Below are 18,893 nucleotides of genomic sequence, written 5' to 3'. Positions count from 1 at the left end.
CGTTTGCGTGCGTGGTGTGGCGCCGCCGCTACTCGGGAGAGAACTCCAGTGCGTGACGTACCAGCGCGAGCAGCGAATCGACCGCCGTGTTCCGGTCCCGCGCGTCCATGGTCAGTACAGGGATGCTCTGCGGAATCGTCAAGGCGTCGCGCACGTCGTCCGGTTCGAACGGGGCGGCCCCGTCGAACCGGTTGACGGCCACGACGTACGGCAGCCCGGAGCTCTCGAAGTAGTCGAGCGCCGGGAAGCAGTCGGAGAGCCGGCGGGTGTCCGCCAGGATGATCGCGCCGATCGCGCCGCGCACCAGGTCGTCCCACATGAACCAGAAGCGCTGCTGGCCGGGCGTGCCGAAGAGGTACAGGACGAGGTCGTCGTCGAGCGTGATGCGCCCGTAGTCCATCGCCACGGTGGTGGTCGCCTTGTCGGGCGTCGCGCTGAGGTCGTCGATGTCGGCGCTCGCCTCCGTCATCAGCGCCTCGGTCTGGAGCGGGACGATCTCGGAGACCGAGCCGACGAAGGTCGTCTTGCCGACGCCGAAACCGCCCGCGATCACGATCTTGGTGGAGACCGGCGCACGGGTACGGTCCAGCTGCCACGCCTGGAGCTCCTCCTCCGGCTCCGGCTCGGGCCCGGGCGAGGCCGCCGGCCCGGACTCGGATTCCCGTACCGGATCGGGCCCGGGCTCCCGTACGGGATCGGGCCCGGATTCCCGTACGGGTGCCGCTGCGGCCTCCCGTACGGAGGCACGCCCGGAGGCGGCGGTGACGTCGTCCGAAACCTCGGAGACGTCAGAGACGGCGGAGTCCACTCAGCACCCTTTCCAGCAGCGCGTGGTCCGGATGACCGGTGTCATCGTGACCGGTTCCGTACACACGGATCTTTCCCTGATCGGCCAGGTCACCGATGAGCACCCGGACCACACCCAGCGGCATTTTGAGCAGCGCCGAGATCTCGGCGACGGTACGCATCCGCCGGCACAGCTCGATGATGGCGAGCATCTCCGGCATGACACGGGTCGGGGCGTCGCCGTCCGTCAGTTCCTTGTGGACCTCGCCCGGTTCGAGGGCGGCGACGAAGGTCTCCACCAGCAGGACGTGCCCGGAGCGGGTCCGTCCGCCGGTCAGCGAGTACGGGCGCACCCGGAGCGCCTTGCGGTCCGCCCCGCGCACCGGGAGGCGGTGCGCGGGGTCGGCGGCCGGGGTCATCCGGCGCTCTCGCTCTCCACGGAGGCTCGTAGTTCGTTCCGCAGCTCCGGGGTCAGCTTGTGTCCGACCCGGCCGACGAAGAGCGCCATGTGGTAGGCGACGACGCTCATGTCGCAGTCCGCGGTGGCGTGCACGCCGAGCAGCGAGCCGTCGCTGATCGCCATGACGAAGAGGCTGCCCTCCTCCATCGCGATCATCGTCTGCTTGACCCCGCCGCCGTCCATCAGCTTCGCGGCGCCGATGGTGAGGCTGCCGACGCCCGAGACGATGGTGGCGAGGTCGGCGCTGGAGCCGCGCGGGCCGGCGTGGGCGGCGGCGGTGGCGGCGGCCGCCTCGGCGGTTCTGCCGGGATCGGAGGAGAGCAGCAGCAGTCCGTCGGACGAGACGACGGCGACCGCGTGGACGCCGGGTACCTCCTCGACGAGGTTGCTCAGGAGCCAGTGCAGATTACGCGCCTCGTTGCTCAGCCCGAAGGAGCCGGTGCCGGTTCCTCTTCCGGTGCCGGCACCGCTGCCGGTGCTGACGCCTGTGCCTGTGCCTGTGCCGGTCGCAGTCAACTGCTTGCCTCCTTGACTGTGTCCCCCGTCGTCTCTCCGGTGTCCACCTCGGGGCTTCGCTCCGAGAGTGGGGTCTGCTCCATCAGTTCCGCCTCGGCATCGCGGCGGCCTTCGATGGTCCCCTGGTGAAAACCGCCGAGCCGGCGCCGCAGAGCTTCCGCGTCGACGCTGCCGGAGCGTCGGGTGGGTGCGGCGGCGGGCTTGATGACACGGGGGGTGCGCTTGGGCAGCCCCTTGTCGGTGAGCGGTCCGGCGCCGGCCGCGGGGGCGGTCTCGGGCGCGGCCTCAGGGGTGGCCTCGGGGGTGGTGTCCGGGTTGGCGGGCGGGGTGCCGGCTGGGTCGCCGGCCTGGTGCGCGGGGTGCTGGGGCTGCCCGGGTTGCTGGGGCTTCCTGGGCAGCCGCATCTGGAAGGTGTCCTGGTCGGTGCCCTTGGTCCGCGGCTCGGCGTCGGGGACGCGCTCGTGGCGGTCGGGCCCGATGCCGTACGGGGCGGGGGCGGGGGCGGGGCGCTCAGGGGCGGGGTGCTCGGGGGCGGCGGCGGGCCCGGATCCGGACCGCCGGGCCTCCTCGGCGCGGCGGATCGCCGCCTCGGCCGCCACCACCAGCGGATCGCGCTCGCCGTTGCTGTCCCGGACCCGGCTCGTACGGGTCGGCAGGGCGGGCGGGGCCGCCTCGGCCGTCCCGGCCGCCTCCGTCGGTCCGGTGGCCGGCGCGGCCGTCGGGGTCGGCGCGGCCGTGGGGGCCGGCGGCACGGCCGGAAGCAGCGACTCCGGCAGGACGACGATCGCCGCCACCCCGCCCTCCTGGTGCTCGCGCAGCTCGACCTGGACGCCGTGGCGCGCCGCGAGCAGCGCGGCGACGCGCAGCCCGAGGCCCTCGCTGCCGGTGGTGTCCGCGCCGCCGCTCCCGCCGCCGCTCCCGCCGCCGCGGGGCGCGCGGGGCGGCTCGCCGGGGTTCTCCGGGGCGGCGAGCCGCTCGTTCAGCTCGGCGAGCCGGTCCACGGACAGCCCGATGCCCTGGTCCTGTACGGAGAGCATCACCTCGCCGCTCTCCAGCATCCAGCCGGAGAGCCGCACCTCGGTCTCGGGCGGCGAGAACGACGCGGCGTTCTCCAGCAGTTCCGCGACGAGATGGCTCAGGTCGTCCGCGGCGAAGCCGGCCACCTGGGTGTCGGCGGGCACTTCCTGGATGGTGACGCGCTCGTACCGCTCGATCTCGCTGACGGCCGCGCGCAGCACGTCCACGAGCGGGACGGGCCCGGTGGGGCCGTGGCCGTGCTCGTGGCCGGCGAGGACCAGCAGGTTCTCGCTGTGGCGGCGCATGACCGTGGCCATGTGGTCGAGCTTGAAGAGGGTGGCGAGCCGCTCGGGGTCCTGCTCGCGGTCCTCCAGGCCCTCGATGACGCCGAGCTGACGCTCGACCAGGCCGAGAGTGCGCAGCGAGAGGTTGACGAAGGTGTGGTGGACGGTGTGGCGCAGCCGCTGGAGCTGGACGGTGAGTTCGGCCGTACGGTCCTGGAGTTCGGCGCGCTGCTCGGCGACCTTCTCGCGGGCGCCGAGCAGATCGCTGCGGTCGCTGTCGAGCCGGTCGGCGCGGCCCGAGAGGTCGAGGAGCTTGCCGTGCAGGGCGTTGACGGACCGTACGACCTGCGCGAACTCGTCGTTGCGGCCGGTGAAGCGGATCGCTTCCTCGGTGGCGGGCGCGGCGGAGAGCCGGGCGGCGCCGATCCGTACGACGGCGAGCGGCCTGGTGAGCGTACGGGCGACGGCGGTGGAGACGCCGACCGCGATGAGCAGACAGCCGCCGAGGAGGGCAATGCTCAGTTCGAGGTCGGTGACATCGTCGTCACGGAGCTGCGCGAGGCGTTCGACCTGGCCGGTGCCGAGGCCCGACTCGACGCCCCGCATCTGGTCGATCCTGGCGGAGAGCGAGGAGCCGACCTTGTCCTCGTCGGCCTTGCGGTCGGCCTCGGAGAGCTCGGGCCGGTCGGTGAGGCGGGTCAGATAGCTCTCGGCCGTCTTGACGTCGGGGCCCGTGACGGTGGAGGTGAGGGACTCGCGGGCGCCGGTGTCGGCGCTCTGGTCGAAGTCGGCCAGCGCGGCGAGTTCGCGGACGCGTGACTTCTGGGCGTCGGCGCTGAGTTCGTCGCGCAGCTGGGCGTTCTTCTTGTTGGTGGCGTCGCTCGTGGACTCGACGGGGAGCCCGGTGAGCGGGTCGTACTGGGGGGTGGTGGCGGTGTCGGCGGGCACGGCGAGCGCCGCCAGCAGCAGCCCGCGGGTGGCGGAGGCCTGCTCGACGGCGCGGCCGAGCGCGGCGGGGGCGCGGGTGCCGTCGGCGGCCTCCGGCGGGGTGTTCTCGGCCAGCTCGTCGGCGAGGGCCTGGAGCTTGTCGATGACCTCGGAGTACGCGCGGTACGCCTCCATCGCCGAGCCCTTGCCGGTGAGGGCGGCGCGGCGGATGGAGGGGACGGTGGAGAGGTCGCGCAGCAGCCCGGGAGAGGCCGAGCCGGTGGCGCGGATCTCGTCGATCTGGCGGTCGACCCGGGCGCTGCGCGTGTCGGAGATCGTGTACTTGGCCTTCTCCTCGTCCGTGCCGCCCGGCTGCTCGTCGCGGCCCGCGGCGATATAGACGATGACCTGGTCGCGTTCGTCGGCGAGGGAGTGGCCGAGGGTGACGGCCTGCTGGTTCAGCTCGGCGAGGGTGACCAGGTTCTGGGCGTCGTTGAGGTCGGCGGAGGCGGCCAGTACGGCGGGGGTGCCGGCCGCGATGACCGTGACGCCCACGAAGGCGACCCCGGCGACCAGCCGGTTGCGTACCCTCACTCGGCGTCCTTCCGGAGGCTTCACGGCCTCTGCTGGGGTGGTCGCCGGGGGCGTGGCGGCCGGGGTGGCCGCACCGGTCGTACCGGTCGCACCGGTACCCGTAGGGGTCGCGGCACTGGTGGCCGTGCCGGTGGCCGTGACACTCTTGCCCCGAGGCCGCTTCTTCTGCACCGGTGCTCGCATTCTTGACTCGTCCGCCCATGAAGCAGAGGTGACGGCCGGTCCGGTCAGAAACGCGGTAACCCCACCCCCACCACTGGTTTGGCTTTCGGCTGTCGACCATTCCAGCGCTTCGGGGAAGGAGGCGCGCATCGGCCGCTCCGCCACCTGGACGAGTGAACATCACGACGAGTTGGCGAACAACTCTTCCCCGTCGGGGAGCTGCTGGAACATGGCGGGCCGGGTGGACCTTCCGGGCGGGCTTTGGCAGGATGCCCGCCCGCAGCTCAGCGGAGCCGCCCGGGCCGCCGGCCCGCTCGTCCCGATCCGCTCCGACGCGACTCCCGCGCACGCTCATTCTGACCGAATCACAGTGGTTGAGCTGGTGTGACAGGAAGATCGACATGACATGTAGGCCCTGTGAAGGAATCATGCGGGCCGTGCGACGGGTCAGGCAGACTGGAGGGCATGCGCGTCGAACAGGCCACCTCGCCCGGCAACACCGCCCGCCCCAATGAGGACTGGGCAGGGGTGGCACTGCCCGCGGCGGGTGAGGGCGGGGTCCTGGTGGTCCTGGACGGGGTGACGCCACCCGCAGGTGAGGACGGTTGTGTGCATGGCGTGCCGTGGTTCACGGCCAGGCTGGGCGGGGCCCTTCTGGAACTGTCCGGTTCACGACGGGATATGACGCTGGCACAGGTTCTCGCGGTGTCGATCGGCCGCACGGCGGACGCCCACCGGGACACCTGTGACCTTTCTCTCACGCGCACTCCGCAGGCCACGGTCGTCCTCGCGCGCTGGGGCCGGGACACGGTCGAACACCTTGTCCTCTCGGACTCGGCGCTGCTGCTGGAGTCCCCTGACGGGGCGGTACGGGCGGTGCTGGACGACCGGCTCGACCGGCTCCCGCGCGAGGTGCTGCGCTCGGTCGCGGCGACGGACGCGCTGCGCAACGCGGAGGGCGGCTTCTTCACGGCGGCGGCGGATCCGTCGGTCGCGGAGCGGGCGGTGACGGGCCGTACCCCGGCGGCGGAGGTACGGTCCCTGCTCGCGCTGACGGACGGCGCGAGCCGGTGGGTGGAGGTGTTCCGGGAGGGCGGCTGGGCGGACTGTCTGGCACTGGTGCGCAAGAGCGGTCCGCAGGAGCTGGTCGACCGGGTGCGGGCGGCGGAGTCTGCGGATCCGGACGGGGCGGCGTTCCGCAGGGGGAAGACGAGCGACGACGCGACGGTGACGTACGTGGAGCTGTGAGGCGGCCGCCGTCCCGGGCCCCGCGTCCCGGGCCCCGCGTCCCGGGCCCCGCGCCGTTCGCGGGGGCCTCAGCTCTCGGCGGTGGCGTTGAGCTGGTGCAGCAGCCGGGCCAGTTCGGCGATCTCCGCGCGGTCCCAGCCGGCCAGCTTCCGTACGTACCGCTCCCGGCGCGCGCCCCGGACCCGCAGGAAGCGTGACCTGCCCTCGTCGGTGATCCGGATGAGCCAGGCGCGCCCGTCGGCCGGGTCGGGCTCCCGGCTCACCAGACCGAGTTCCTCCAGGGCACGTAGCTGGCGGCTCATCGTGGCCTTGCCGACGCCGAAGTATCCGGCGAGATCGGTGGCCCGCTGGGCGCCGCCGTCCTCCAGCCGTACGAGAAGTCCGTAAGCCGCCGGTTCCAGTTCCGGATGGACTTCTCGCGCCATTTCCCCGGAGTTGGCACGGGCCCGGCGGAGAAAGACCGCCAGTTCCCTTTCCAGGGCGAGGAATTCCTGGTCCACACCACTCCTTGTCGCAAGGTCCGGTTCGGGTGCCGTACCGCTCCCGTGCACGTCAGCAGCCATCGCGCGCTTTCCACCCCCGAAAGTTTCTGCCACCGGCGGCCATTGCCGCAGCATGTTCAGTATTTCAGGGGTTTATACCAACGGCACTGGCGTGGCACCCTTCCGCCGTCCGGGTCTACGTGCGTAGCTTCAATACTGGCATGTTCACTCCACTGACATGCCGACAGGTCATGATCTCCCCCCACCGAGGTCTTCGGAGGCACATCCATGCCCGTCCACAGATCCCGCATCTCCGGCCGCGCCAGAATCGCCGCGGCCGCCGCCCTCACCGCCACCCTCGCGCTCGTCCTCACTCTCCCCGGTGCGGCGAGCGCGGCCCCCGTCCCCACGGACCCGCCGGCGAGCATCCCCCCGCGCGGCTCGGCCCACATGGGTATGGGCGTCATCGCGCACGACGGCCAAGGCCCCCTGCCCCGGGGCGACCGGGCCGCCCAGACGGAAGGCGTCGACGTCTCCAGCCACCAGGGGAACGTCGACTGGCCGGCCCTGTGGAACAGCGGGGTGAAGTGGGCCTATGTGAAGGGCACCGAGGGGAACTACTACAAGAACCCCTACTTCACCCAGCAGTACAACGGCTCGTACAACGTCGGCATGATCCGCGGCGCGTACCACTTCGGCACCCCCAACGACTCCAGCGGCGCCAACCAGGCGAACTACTTCGTCGACGGCGGGGGCGGCTGGTCACGCGACGGCAAGACCCTGCCGGGCGTGCTGGACATCGAGTGGAACCCGTACGGCGCGTCCTGCTACGGCAAGACGCCGGCGCAGATGGTCGACTGGATCCGCGACTTCGTGACCACGTACAAGGCGCGCACCGGCCGGGACGCCGTGATCTACACGGCGACGAGCTGGTGGAAGACGTGCACGGGCAACTACGCGGGCTTCGGCTCCACCAACCCGCTGTGGCTCGCCCGCTACGACACGACCATCGGTGAGCTGCCCGCGGGCTGGGGGTTCCAGACGATCTGGCAGTACACGTCGACGGGGCCGATCGTGGGTGACCACAACCGGTTCAACGGCGCCCTGGACCGCGTACAGGCGCTGGCCAACGGCTGATCGCTGACTGCTGACTGCGCCCGCGTCGCGGGCGGGTGACAACGGTGCGGGACCCGGTCGGAGCGGAGGGCCTGCCGGGACCGTACGGTCGCACCGCCGCCCGGTGACACGACGAGGCCGCCCGGCCCCCTCATCGTCGAGGGAGCCGGGCGGCCTCCGTGCACCGGGCATCCGCGCGGCCGGGTCAGGCCGCGGCGGGGACCCGTACCTCCGCCGGGGCGAGCGCCAGCTCCAGGACCTGACGGACGTCCGTCACCGGGTGGACCTCCAGCTTGTCGAGGATCTCGGCGGGGACGTCGTCCAGGTCGGCCTCGTTCCGCTTGGGGATCACGACGGTCGTGATGCCCGCGCGGTGGGCGGCCAGCAGCTTCTGCTTGAGACCGCCGATGGGCAGCACGCGGCCGGTCAGCGAGACCTCGCCGGTCATGGCGACGTCCGTACGGACCTGCCGGCCGCTCAGCAGCGACGCCAGCGCCGTCGTCATCGTGATGCCCGCGCTCGGGCCGTCCTTCGGCACCGCGCCCGCCGGGAAGTGGATGTGCACGCCCCGGTCCTTCAGATCGGCCACCGGCAGCTCCAGCTCCGCGCCGCGCGAGCGCAGGAAGGAGAGCGCGATCCGGGCCGACTCCTTCATCACGTCACCGAGCTGTCCGGTCAGGGTCAGCCCGGAGCCGCCCGTCTCGGCGTCGGCGAGCGACGCCTCCACGAAGAGGACGTCACCGCCCGCGCCGGTGACCGCGAGACCGGTCGCCACGCCCGGGACCGCCGTGCGGCGCTCCGCCGGGTCCTGCGCGGACTCCGGTACGTGGTGCGGCCGTCCGATCAGGCCGCGCAGGTCGTCGGCGCCGAGGGTGAACGGCAGTTCCCGGTCGCCCAGCTCGTGCTCGGCCGCGATCTTGCGGAGCAGCCGGGCGATCGAGCGCTCCAGGTTCCGCACGCCCGCCTCGCGGGTGTACTCGCCCGCCAGCTTGCGCAGCACGCCGTCCTCCAGGGTGACCTCGCCGGGCTCCAGGCCCGCGCGCTCCAGCTGCCGGGGCAGCAGGTGGTCCCGGGCGATGACGATCTTCTCGTCCTCCGTGTAGCCGTCGAGGCGTACGAGTTCCATACGGTCGAGCAGCGCCTCGGGGATGGCCTCCAGGACGTTGGCCGTGGCGAGGAAGACCACGTCGGAGAGGTCCAGCTCGACCTCCAGGTAGTGGTCGCGGAAGGTGTGGTTCTGCGCCGGGTCGAGGACTTCGAGCAGCGCCGCCGCGGGGTCGCCGCGGAAGTCGGAGCCGACCTTGTCGATCTCGTCGAGCAGGACGACCGGGTTCATCGAACCGGCCTCCTTGATCGCCCGGACGAGGCGCCCCGGCAGGGCGCCGACGTACGTACGCCGGTGGCCGCGGATCTCCGCCTCGTCGCGTACGCCGCCGAGCGCGACCCGGACGAACTTGCGCCCCATGGCGTGCGCGACGCTCTCGCCCAGCGAGGTCTTCCCGACACCGGGCGGCCCGACGAGGGCGAGGACGGCGCCGCCCCCCCGTCGCCCACCACCACCCTCAACCGAGGCGCTGCGCGCCGCCCCTTCGTCTCGGCGGCCGCCGACGACCCCGAGACCGCGGTCCGCGCGGCGCTTGCGCACGGCCAGGTACTCGGTGATGCGTTCCTTCACGTCCTCCAGGCCGGCGTGTTCGGCGTCCAGGACGGACCGGGCGCCCCTGATGTCGTACTGGTCCTCGGTCCGTTCGTTCCACGGCAGTTCGAGCACGGTGTCGAGCCAGGTGCGGATCCAGGAGCCCTCGGGGCTCTGGTCGGAGGAGCGCTCCAGCTTGTCGACCTCCTTGAGCGCGGCCTCCCTGACCTTCTCGGGGAGGTCGGCGGCCTCGACGCGCGTGCGGTAGTCGTCGGACTCGTCGTCGCCGTCCTCTCCGTTGAGCTCACGCAGCTCCTTGCGTACGGCGTCGAGCTGACGGCGCAGCAGGAACTCGCGCTGCTGCTTGTCGACGCCCTCCTGGACGTCCTTGGCGATGGACTCGGCGACGTCCTGCTCGGCGAGGTGTTCCCGGAGCTGCTCGGTGGCGAGCTTCAGCCGGGCGACCGGGTCGGTGGTCTCCAGCAGGGCGACCTTCTGCGCGGTGGAGAGGAAGGGCGAGTAGCCGGAGTTGTCGGCGAGCGCCGAGACGTCGTCGATCTGCTGGACGCGGTCGACGACCTGCCAGGCGCCCCGCTTCTTGAGCCAGTCGGTGGCCAGCGCCTTGTACTCGGTGACCAGCTCGGTCACGGCGCCGGGCAGCGGTTCGGGCGCGCTCTCGTCGACGCTGAGCCCTTCGACCCAGAGGGCGGCGCCGGGCCCGCTCGTACCGGCCCCGATCCGTACGCGGCCCCGGCCGCGGATGAGCGCGCCGGGATCCCCGTCGGAGAGCCGGCCGACCTGCTCGACGGTCCCGAGCACACCGGTCCCGGCGTAGCTCCCGTCGATCCGCGGCACGAGCAGGACGCGGGGCTTTCCGGCGCCCTTGCCCCCGGCGCCGTCCCCGGCGCCGTCCCGGACGGCCGCTTGCGCGGCCTCCACGGCGGCACGGACCTCGGCGTCGGACAGATCGAGCGGCACGACCATGCCGGGCAGCACGACCTCGTCGTCGAGCGGCAGTACGGGAAGCGTGAGCGGTGTGGAGGTGGAAGCCATGGTCTCCCCTTCGGCGTGAAACACGGCGGTACGGCGATACGGCGCTAGCAGTCGGTAGCAGTCGGATACCGTCAAGCAAGTTGAGCTATACGGGCTCAATGCTTATGAGCCGGAGATTGTTCCCCCGCCTCCGTTCCCGCGCGTTCGCTCTGAGCGATCGCCTTCACGCACCCGGTCCGGTGCGTGAACCGGTCCGGTGCGTGAACCGGTCCGGTCGGACCCGGCGATAGAGAGGGCGTGAGACTGTTCCGCCCCATGAGGGGAGACCACGACGACGCCGCGCTGCTGCGTGCGGTCGCGCGCGGCGACGCGGCGGGGGCCGAGGCGCTGGCCGAGCTGTACGACCGGCACTCCGGGTGGCTGCTCGCCCGGCTGTCGCGGCGGTGCGCCGATCCCGAGACCGTACGGGAGGTCCTTCAGGACACGTTCCTGACCGTATGGCGCTCGGCGGGGACGCACCGCGGCGGCGAGGCGGGCGGCTGGCTGTGGGTGATCGCCGCGCGGCGGCTGGTCGACGCGGTGCGGGCGCGGTCCAGGGCGGAGCGCGGTACGTCCTGGCGACCGGGGTACGAGCCGCCGGCCCACGCGCCGTCCGCCGAGGAACGCGTCCTGGCCGGGCTGGAGTACGGCGACGTCGGCGCCGCCCTCGACCGGATCTCCCCCGAGCTGCGCGACGTGCTGCGCGCGACGGTCGTCGACGGGCTCACCACCCGCGAGACCGCGCGGCTGCTCGGCATCCCGGAGGGCACGGTCAAGACCCGCGCGATGCGGGCGCGCAAGGAGCTGCGCGCCGCGCTGGAACGCATCGCTCCGCTGGGAGGAACGGCATGAGGGACGGCGTGCGGGACGGCATGGAGAACGGCATGAGGGAGAGCGGGAGCGCCGGGGCGTGGCACGTGGCGGAGGCGCTGGCCGCCCGGTACGCGGCGGGCATGGCCCCGGAGCCGGACGCCTGGGCGCTGGAGAAGCACATCGAAGCGTGCGGCGCGTGCGCCGTCCGGGTGTCCGCGGCGGTACGGGGGACCGCCGCGGGCGCCGTACTCGCCGACGTACGGGGCTCCCTGCTCGCCGCGGTCACCTCACCGCCCCCGGACACCGGCGGGGCTCCGGACTCCGGTCCCGGGTTCGGGCGGGGTCGTGGATTCGGGCGGGCTCCGGCCGTCGGGTTCGGCGCGCGGGTGCTGTGGGCGGCGGGTCCCGCGCTGCGCGGATCCTGGCTGGTCGCGCTGGTGCTGGTCGCGGCGGGGGCGGTCGGGCTGGCGTACGCCACCGGCTTCGCGGGCGCCCGCCCACTGCTGCTGGCGCTCGCCCCGGTGCTGCCGCCCGCCGGGGTCGCCGTGTCGTACGGGCGGCACGCGGACCCGATGCACGAGATCGGCGCGGCCACCCCGGGCGGCGGGCTGCGGCTGCTGCTGACCAGGACCTCCGTCGTCCTCGCGGTGAGCCTGCCGCCGCTGACGCTGGTCGGGGCGCTGCTGCCGACCGCCGCGCCGGGCACGCCCGTCGCGGCCGCCTGGCTGCTGCCGGGGCTGGCGCTGACGCTGGCCGCGCTGGCGCTCGGCTCGTACACCGGGTACCGGTCGGCGGCCTGTGCGGTCGGCGCGGCATGGGCGCTGGCCCTCGCCGTACCGCTGCTGAGAACGGCGCGCGCCGGGGCGGCGGCGCCCGAACTGGTCGAGCTCTCCGCACAGCTGGCCCGGTTGCTGTCCGGGACGGCGACGCAAGGCCTCTGGGCCGCGGGGGCGGCGGTGTGCGCGGCCGTGCTGGTGGCACGGCGGCACTCCTTCGACCGGCCGGCCCCGGGTGGCTGGTGATGCGTCCGATGGACCCGCACAACGCAGAGACAGAGAACAACGGAAGAAACGGGGGCCGCGGTATGGCCGCGTCGGTGGCGGTACAGGGGTTGACGGTCAGACACCGCAAGAAGCTGGCGCTGGACGCCGTGGATCTGCGCTTCGGCAGGGGCGTGCACGGGCTGCTCGGCCCGAACGGCGCGGGCAAGACCTCCCTGATCCGGGTGCTGGCGACGGTCGCCGCGCCGGCCGACGGGCGGGTGGAGCTGCTGGGCCGCGATGTCTCGGAGCACCGGGGCCGCGCGGCGGTACGGCGGCGGCTCGGCTATCTGCCGCAGGAGTTCGGCTATTACCCGGGTTTCACGGTGCGCGAGTTCGTCGCGTACGTGGCATGGCTCAAGGAGATGGACGCGGCCGGCACCCCGGCGGCGGTGGAGCGCGCGGTCGAGCGGGTGGGGCTCGCGGACCGTATCGACGCGAAGGTGAGGACGCTGTCGGGGGGCATGGTGCGGCGGGTCGGCATCGCGCAGGCGCTCGTCAACGAGCCGGAACTGCTGCTGCTCGACGAGCCGACGGCCGGTCTCGATCCGGAGCAGCGGGTCGAATTCCGCGCACTGCTCCGGGAGGTCGGCACCACGGCCACGGTGATCGTCTCGACGCATCTCGTGGAGGACGTCGCGGCGGCCTGCTCGGAGGTGACGCTGCTGGAGGCGGGCCGCGTGGCGTTCCGGGGAACGACGGCGGATCTGACGGCGCTGGGCGAGGTCGGGGGCGCGGGTGGTGCCGGGGCCGGGGCTTGGGCCGGGGCCGGCGACCATCCGATCGAACGCGGCTACACGGCGGCGCTACGGTCCCACCGCACCGGCGCCGTACGGGGCCGAACGGGGCCCACGGCCGCTGCCGCGACCGCCGCCACCGCCGGATCCGAGGGCGCCGAGTGAGCGCCTCCGATATCGCCGGCATCCCCGGCTCCCCCGACGTCCCGGATTCCCACGGCTCCGGGGCGGCGGCGCCCGGCGGTCCCGGCGCCCTCGTACCGCGCACGGTCCCGCCCGCGCCCCGCCGGAGCCGTGGCGTCCTGGGGACCGAGTTGCGGCGCGGCGTCGGGCCCTGGTGCGCGGGGGCCGTGGTGGCCGTCTGCTGGGTGACGATGTACGGCAAGTCGCCCCAGTGGATGGGCCGCTGGGCGGAGACCACCGACCTGTTGCGCGTCGCGGCGCTGCTGCTCTGCGGGCCGCTCGCCGTCGCCGTGGGCTGCTGGCAGGGCGGGCGGGAGCGGCGGCGTGCCACCGGGGATCTGCTCGCCTCGCTCCCCCGCGCCCCGCTGCGCCGGACGCTGCTCGCCGTGGCGCCCGCCGCGGTGTGGCCGGCCGCCGGGTATCTCCTCGCCGCGGCGGGGTGTGCCCTGGCGACCTGGCCGTACGCCGCCGGTGGCGGGCCGTTCCTGTCGCTGGTCGCGGCGGACGCGGTGGCCCTGGCGGCGCTGGGGGTGCTCGGTTTCGTGGCCGGGCGGCTGATCCCGTGGCGGCTGGCGGCGCCGCTGCTCGCCGCCGTCACCTATGTCGGGCTCGGCGTGCCCGCGTACGCGGACTCACCGGCCCGCTGGCTCGACCCCGCCCTCGACCACATGTACTTCTGGGACCGGCCGGTGTGGTGGTTCGGGCCCGCCTCGATGGTGTGGACCGCCGGACTCGCCGGGGCCGCGCTGCTCGCGTACGCCGCCCGGCGCCGGATCTCCGCACTGCCGCCGCTCGCGGCCGCCTGTGCCGCCGCCGTCCTGCTGGCGGGGACCGGGGACGGGTTGTGGCGCCCCGATCCGGCGGCGGCCCGGCTCGTCTGCGACGACGGCGCGCCCCAGGTGTGCGTCACCGCCGTCGACCGGAAGCTGCTCCCGTCGGTGTCGGCCGCGCTCGCCGGCCTCAACGCCCGGCTGCGCGGTGTCCCCGGCGCCCCGGTCCGCTGGATCGACGGCCCCCGCGCGCCCGGCCCCGGCCGGGAGCAGCTCGCCGCCGCGCCCGGCGTGGTCGTACGCAAGGTGGGCGAGCCCGTTCTGCTCGGGTCCCGGGAGGCGCAGCTCCCGGATCCGTTCAGCCTCTCCGAGCACGGCGAGATCTCCGATCCGGCGCTCTACGCCAAGTGGGCCGTCGGGTATCTCTTCTCCCAGGACTGTTCGGGCACCGACTTCGACACTCCGGCCGCCCGGCGGGCCACCGCCGTCAACGACGCCGTCAACCAGTGGCTGGCACCGCGCCCGGACTCCGCCGCCATTCCGTTGTACGGGGGCGACGTCCATCTGCGGCGGCTGCGCGCCATGGACCGGGCGGAGAGCCGGGCCTATCTCGCGCGGTATCTGGCCGCCGATCTCTGCCGGGCCGAAGAGGTGCCCGTGCCATGAGCCGACGTGCCCGTTCCGTGTCGTTCTTCGCGCACTTCCTTCACCTCTCCCCCGTCCGGGGCCGGCCGGGCCGGCCGCTCGCGCTGTACGCGCGGTCGCGCGCCCTGCCGGCCACCCTCGCCACGCTCGGCTGTGTCGCGCTCGCCGCCGCGTGGGCCGCGCGGTGGCTCCAGGCGCAGCCGGGATTCGACCATACCGCCCGGGTCCCGGTGGTGGTGCTGGCCCCTCTGCTCGCCGCCGCGGCCCTCGGGGCGGGCATGTACACGTACAGCGACGAGTTGGACCGTACGGCCGTACGCCCCTGGTGGCCCCGGCGGCTGGGCCGGCTCCTCGGCCTCACGGCGCTCGCCGCGGCGCTGCTCGCCCTCGGTGTCCCCGGCCACCCGGAGGCGTTCGGTGGCCCCGCGGCCGTACGGAACCTGCTCGGGGCAACCGGGGTCACGGCGGGCGCCGCCGCGCTGCTGGGGGCGCGGCTGAGCTGGCTGCCGATGACGGCGTACACGAGCGCGGTCTACCTCGCCGCGCCGCGCGCGCCGGGCGGCGCCGCCACGCTGTGGGCCTGGCAGCTCCAGCCGGGGCCGCAGGTGGGGGCGTGGGCGGCGGCGGTCGTGGCGTACGGCTGCGGCGCCGGGGCGTACGCGTGGCGCGGCGCCCGCCGGGAGCGCGGCTGACGCCACACGTGCCCGCTCCGGCCGCGGCAAACCGGATTGTCTCGGTCCGGCCCGCGCGGCGAGGATGTCGGTACCGTCCACCGGCAGAGGGAGAGCCCCACCATGTCCGTACCCGACCCGGATTCCGGTCCCGTCACGCTCGACCGGCGCGAGGGTCCCTACGGGGAGATCGTCCTGCGGCGGCGGGGCGAGGAGCTGGAGATCATCGCCAACGGGTGCTTCCTGATGGACACGTCGGACGGCCGTTCGGAGCGGCTACTCATCGATGCTGCCTACAGTGCCTTTGCTGCCCACAGTGCCTTCGCCACCCACGCCGCACCCGCGGCACCCGCCCCGGAAGGCTCCGGAACCGGAAGCGGAAACGAGCGCCGGCCCTCCGTGCTCATCGGCGGTCTCGGCGTCGGGTTCTCCCTCGCGCACGCCGCCGCCGATCCGCGCTGGGGAGCCATCGCCGTCGTCGAGCGCGAGCAGGCCGTCATCGACTGGCACCGGGACGGCCCCCTTACGCGCATTTCGGGCGCAGCGCTCGCCGATCCGCGCGTTGTGATCCATCACACCGATCTTGTGAAGTACGTACAAGCGACCACGGAGCGTTACGATGCGCTTTGTCTGGACATCGACAACGGACCCGAGTGGACCGTCACGGAGGACAACGAAAACCTCTATTCGCCGGCCGGACTCGCCGCGTGCCACGGGAGGTTGAAGCCGGGCGGCGTCCTCGCCGTATGGTCGGCGAACCCCTCTCCGAGATTCGGTGAAGCGTTGCGGAATGCCGGATTCACCGGGGTAAGGGAGGAAGAGATCCAAGTTGCCCGAGGCGTACCCGACGTGGTCCATCTCGCCGTTCGCACTGCGTAGCCGGAACCCTCCCGCTGCCTCTACGCTGCTCCCCACACATGGATGTGCATACTTCATGCACAGATCGCGGATCAAGGATCGCGGAACGCGTACCAGGGGCGGGGCGATGGAGCAGACACACACCAGCCACAACGGAGTCGCGGCGACGCCCGGCGCCCAGCGGCGGGTCCTCGTCGTCGAGGACGACGCGACGATCGTCGACGCCATCGCCGCCCGGCTGCGGGCCGAGGGCTTCCTCGTGCAGACGGCGGTGGACGGGCCCGCGGCGGTGGACGCGGCCGAGGCGTGGCAGCCGGACCTGATGGTCCTCGACATCATGCTGCCCGGCTTCGACGGCCTGGAGGTCTGCCGCCGCGTACAGGCGCAGCGCCCGGTGCCGGTGCTGATGCTGACGGCGCGGGACGACGAGACCGACATGCTGGTCGGGCTCGGCGTCGGCGCGGACGACTACATGACCAAGCCGTTCTCCATGCGGGAGCTGGCGGCACGGGTGCACGTGCTGCTGCGCCGGGTGGAGCGGGCGGCGCTCGCCGCGGTGACGCCGCGCAGCGGCATCCTGCGCCTGGGCGAGCTGGAGATCGACCACGCACAGCGCCGGGTACGGGTGCGTGGCGATGACGTGCACCTGACGCCCACCGAGTTCGACCTGCTGGTCTGCCTGGCGAACACCCCGCGCGCGGTGCTCTCCCGGGAGCAGTTGCTCGCCGAGGTGTGGGACTGGGCGGACGCCTCGGGCACCCGTACGGTCGACAGCCACATCAAGGCGCTGCGCCGGAAGATCGGCGCCGAGCGGATCCGAACCGTCCACGGCGTCGGCTACGCCCTGGAGACCCCGGCGCCATGACCCGGCCGGGGGACGCGGTGGACCGGACCGGCGACCGCGGGAATGACGGCAGTGGGAATGACGGCGCCGACGGCCTTCGCGGCGCCGGACGCGACAGCCCTCGCGCCGGACGCGACAGCCCTCGAATTGCGGGGCGTGATGGCCGCCGTAGTGCGGGGCGTGATGGCCGCCGCGGTGCCGGGCGCGACAGCCGCCGGCGCTCTCCGGCCACCGCCCGCCCGGGTCCGCGCCCGGGTCCGGGCCGGCCACGCCTGGCGGCTCTGCGGAGGTTCGGGGCGACCGACGGGTCCTGGCCGCTCTTCTCGATCAAGTCCAAGCTGGTCACCCTGGTCGTCGTCTCCGTCCTGATCACCACCGGTCTGCTGATCGTGGCGTCGCGCACGGAGACCGAGTTGCGCTTCATCACCGTCTTCTCGATGATCGCGACGCTGCTGATCACCCAGTTCGTGGCGCACGGGCTGACCGCGCCGCTGGACGAGATGAACACCGTCGCCAAGGGCATCTCGCACGGCGACTACACCCGCCGGGTCCGCGCCGACCGCTGGGACGAGCTGGGCGATCTCGCCTCCACGATCAACCGGATGGCCGATGACCTGGAGGCCGAGGACCGGCACCGCAAGGAGCTGATCGCCAACGTCTCGCACGAACTGCGCACGCCCATCGCGGCCCTGCGCGCCGTGCTGGAGAACGTGGTGGACGGGGTGTCCGCCGCCGATCCGGAGACGATGCTGACGGCGCTGCGGCAGACCGAGCGGCTGGGGCGGCTGACCGAGACACTGCTCGACCTCTCGCGGCTCGACAACGGGGTCGTACCGCTGCGCGCGCGGCGCTTCGAGGTGTGGCCGTACCTCTCGGGCGTGCTCAAGGAGTCCAATCTGGCGTCCTCGCAGCGCGGCTCCGTCGCCGGATCCGCCTCCGGGAACAACACCCGTACCGATGTCCATCTGCATCTCGACGTCTCGCCGCCGGAGCTGACCGCGCACGCGGACGCGGAGCGGCTGCACCAGGTCGTCGCCAACCTCATCGACAACGCGGTCAAGCACAGCCCGCCGCACGGCCGGGTCACGGTGCGCGCGCGGCGCGGCGAGACGCCCGAGTCGCTGGACCTGGAGGTCCAGGACGAGGGGCCCGGCATCCCCGAGCCGGAGCGGCACAAGGTCTTCGAGCGCTTCAACCGGGGCACGGTTCCTTCCCCGCACGGCCCTGGCAGCGACGGCGGCACGGGGCTCGGCCTGGCGATCGCCCGCTGGGCGGTCGATCTGCACGGCGGGCGGATAGGAGTGGCCGAATCAGCACGTGGCTGTCTGATCCGAGTCACTCTCCCGGGCGTACCCCGGGCACGCGTTTGACGTAGAGTTCGAAGAGAAAGCGCATGATCTCCGGGTACGGAGTCGGGGACGCGCGGGCTTCAGGGCCGTGGACCGGCGGTGGCTGGGGTGTGGCCGATAAGTGATGTGTTCGGTCACATGCCTCTGGCATTGCGGAACCAGGCTTGTTTCCCGCCATTTCATACGCCGAAACCCGTCGTCGGATGTGACGTGCACGACGATGGCACGCCTGGCCTGCACGTTACGGCCAGGTAGGCGTAGCCTTGATTCCCGCTGTCCATCACCTTGTGAAGCGGAAGAGGGCGGTTCACGCCGTGTCGTCTCAGTCCCCCAGTAACGCGAGCATCTCGACCGACGAAGCGGGCCAGGGCACCAACCCTGCCGCCGCCTTCGGAGCCAATGAGTGGCTTGTCGACGAGATCTACCAGCAGTACCTCCAGGATCCGAATTCGGTCGACCGTGCCTGGTGGGACTTCTTCGCCGACTACAAGCCGGGCACGCCCGGCACGGCGGGCAGGTCCGAGGAGGCCGCGGGGACCGCGGCCCCGGGCTCCGCGGCCACCGCGCCGGCGCCCGCGAAGGCAGCGCCCGCCGCCCCGGTCGCGCCCGCCGCCCCCGCGAAGCCCGCGGCGCAGGCCCCGGCCGCCGGTCATGGGCGCCGCTGCCGGCGTCACCGGAGACGACCCACAGGTTCGCGAGCCCCTCGGCCGATGCTTGGGGCTG

17 protein-coding genes are annotated in these 18,893 nt (G+C 73.2%); 11 read left to right on the top strand and 6 right to left on the bottom strand.

The genetic code is table 11. The annotated features are described in order from the left end of the window. Positions 1-28: 28 nt before the first annotated feature. The 4 genes from AB0P17_RS36845 to AB0P17_RS36830 all read right to left on the bottom strand — a co-directional run bounded on the left by AB0P17_RS36845 (position 29) and on the right by AB0P17_RS36830 (position 4,767). On the bottom strand, positions 29-589 hold the full coding sequence (locus AB0P17_RS36845; RefSeq protein ID WP_365818276.1) for an ATP/GTP-binding protein: 561 nt from the start codon (positions 587-589) through the stop codon (positions 29-31). Positions 590-788: 199 nt separating this feature from the next. After that, positions 789-1,205 carry a DUF742 domain-containing protein gene (locus AB0P17_RS36840; RefSeq protein WP_365818218.1) on the bottom strand — a complete coding sequence of 139 codons (417 nt, stop codon included), beginning with the start codon at positions 1,203-1,205 and terminating at the stop codon, positions 789-791. Beyond that, positions 1,202-1,672, bottom strand: a complete 471-nt coding sequence (locus AB0P17_RS36835; protein ID WP_365818273.1) for a roadblock/LC7 domain-containing protein — start codon at positions 1,670-1,672, stop codon at positions 1,202-1,204. The genes AB0P17_RS36840 and AB0P17_RS36835 overlap by 4 nt, the downstream gene beginning before the upstream one ends. An 86-nt stretch (positions 1,673-1,758) precedes the next feature. Then, positions 1,759-4,767: a nitrate- and nitrite sensing domain-containing protein gene (locus tag AB0P17_RS36830; protein ID WP_365818216.1), complete on the bottom strand. Its 3,009-nt coding sequence runs from the start codon at positions 4,765-4,767 to the stop codon at positions 1,759-1,761. Positions 4,768-5,211: 444 nt separating this feature from the next. Here AB0P17_RS36830 and AB0P17_RS36825 point away from each other — a divergent pair, with 444 nt between their 5' ends. Next, positions 5,212-5,994, top strand: a complete 783-nt coding sequence (locus AB0P17_RS36825; RefSeq protein WP_365818214.1) for a hypothetical protein — start codon at positions 5,212-5,214, stop codon at positions 5,992-5,994. A 68-nt stretch (positions 5,995-6,062) separates the two neighbouring features. Here the strand turns inward: AB0P17_RS36825 and AB0P17_RS36820 are convergent, their stop codons facing one another. Further along, positions 6,063-6,557, bottom strand: a complete 495-nt coding sequence (locus tag AB0P17_RS36820) for a MarR family transcriptional regulator (RefSeq protein WP_365818212.1) — start codon at positions 6,555-6,557, stop codon at positions 6,063-6,065. Between the two features lie 207 nt (positions 6,558-6,764). Here AB0P17_RS36820 and AB0P17_RS36815 point away from each other — a divergent pair, with 207 nt between their 5' ends. Continuing rightward, entirely contained in the window at positions 6,765-7,613 is an 849-nt protein-coding gene (locus AB0P17_RS36815; RefSeq protein WP_365818210.1) for a lysozyme, read from the top strand. Positions 7,614-7,797: 184 nt separating this feature from the next. Here the strand turns inward: AB0P17_RS36815 and lon are convergent, their stop codons facing one another. After that, positions 7,798-10,281 (bottom strand): endopeptidase La, encoded by a 2,484-nt coding sequence (lon, locus tag AB0P17_RS36810; protein WP_365818208.1) that lies wholly within the window; start codon positions 10,279-10,281, stop codon positions 7,798-7,800. 255 nt (positions 10,282-10,536) lie between these two features. On the opposite strand from lon, the gene AB0P17_RS36805 reads away from it, so the two are divergent. The 9 genes from AB0P17_RS36805 to AB0P17_RS36765 form a co-directional block, all read left to right on the top strand. Continuing rightward, on the top strand, positions 10,537-11,112 hold the full coding sequence (locus tag AB0P17_RS36805) for an RNA polymerase sigma factor (protein WP_365818206.1): 576 nt from the start codon (positions 10,537-10,539) through the stop codon (positions 11,110-11,112). Positions 11,113-11,144: 32 nt separating this feature from the next. Further along, on the top strand, positions 11,145-12,095 hold the full coding sequence (locus AB0P17_RS36800) for a zf-HC2 domain-containing protein (protein ID WP_365818271.1): 951 nt from the start codon (positions 11,145-11,147) through the stop codon (positions 12,093-12,095). A gap of 62 nt (positions 12,096-12,157) precedes the next feature. Beyond that, positions 12,158-13,015 (top strand): ABC transporter ATP-binding protein, encoded by an 858-nt coding sequence (locus tag AB0P17_RS36795; protein WP_365818204.1) that lies wholly within the window; start codon positions 12,158-12,160, stop codon positions 13,013-13,015. Continuing rightward, positions 13,012-14,469 (top strand): hypothetical protein, encoded by a 1,458-nt coding sequence (locus tag AB0P17_RS36790; protein WP_365818202.1) that lies wholly within the window; start codon positions 13,012-13,014, stop codon positions 14,467-14,469. Before AB0P17_RS36795 ends, AB0P17_RS36790 begins: the two co-directional genes overlap by 4 nt. Next, positions 14,466-15,140 (top strand): hypothetical protein, encoded by a 675-nt coding sequence (locus AB0P17_RS36785; protein WP_365818200.1) that lies wholly within the window; start codon positions 14,466-14,468, stop codon positions 15,138-15,140. Before AB0P17_RS36790 ends, AB0P17_RS36785 begins: the two co-directional genes overlap by 4 nt. 102 nt (positions 15,141-15,242) lie before the next feature. Beyond that, complete coding sequence (locus tag AB0P17_RS36780) at positions 15,243-15,998, top strand: spermidine synthase (RefSeq protein WP_365818198.1); 756 nt, start codon at positions 15,243-15,245, stop codon at positions 15,996-15,998. Between the two features lie 106 nt (positions 15,999-16,104). Beyond that, a complete protein-coding gene (locus AB0P17_RS36775) occupies positions 16,105-16,842 on the top strand; it encodes a response regulator transcription factor (protein ID WP_329829404.1) in 738 nt (245 codons plus the stop codon). Positions 16,843-17,102: 260 nt separating this feature from the next. Further along, positions 17,103-18,191, top strand: a complete 1,089-nt coding sequence (locus AB0P17_RS36770; RefSeq protein WP_365818269.1) for an ATP-binding protein — start codon at positions 17,103-17,105, stop codon at positions 18,189-18,191. 293 nt (positions 18,192-18,484) lie between these two features. Further along, a partial coding sequence (locus tag AB0P17_RS36765; RefSeq protein ID WP_365818196.1) for a hypothetical protein occupies positions 18,485-18,893 on the top strand: 409 nt, incomplete at its 3' end.

Origin of the sequence: Streptomyces sp. NPDC088124, assembly GCF_040685895.1 — a bacterium.
In the GTDB taxonomy this organism is placed as follows: Bacteria; Actinomycetota; Actinomycetes; order Streptomycetales; family Streptomycetaceae; genus Streptomyces.
The sequence above is the reverse complement of the archived record's forward strand: the minus strand, read 5'-3'. Positions and strand labels throughout refer to the sequence as shown.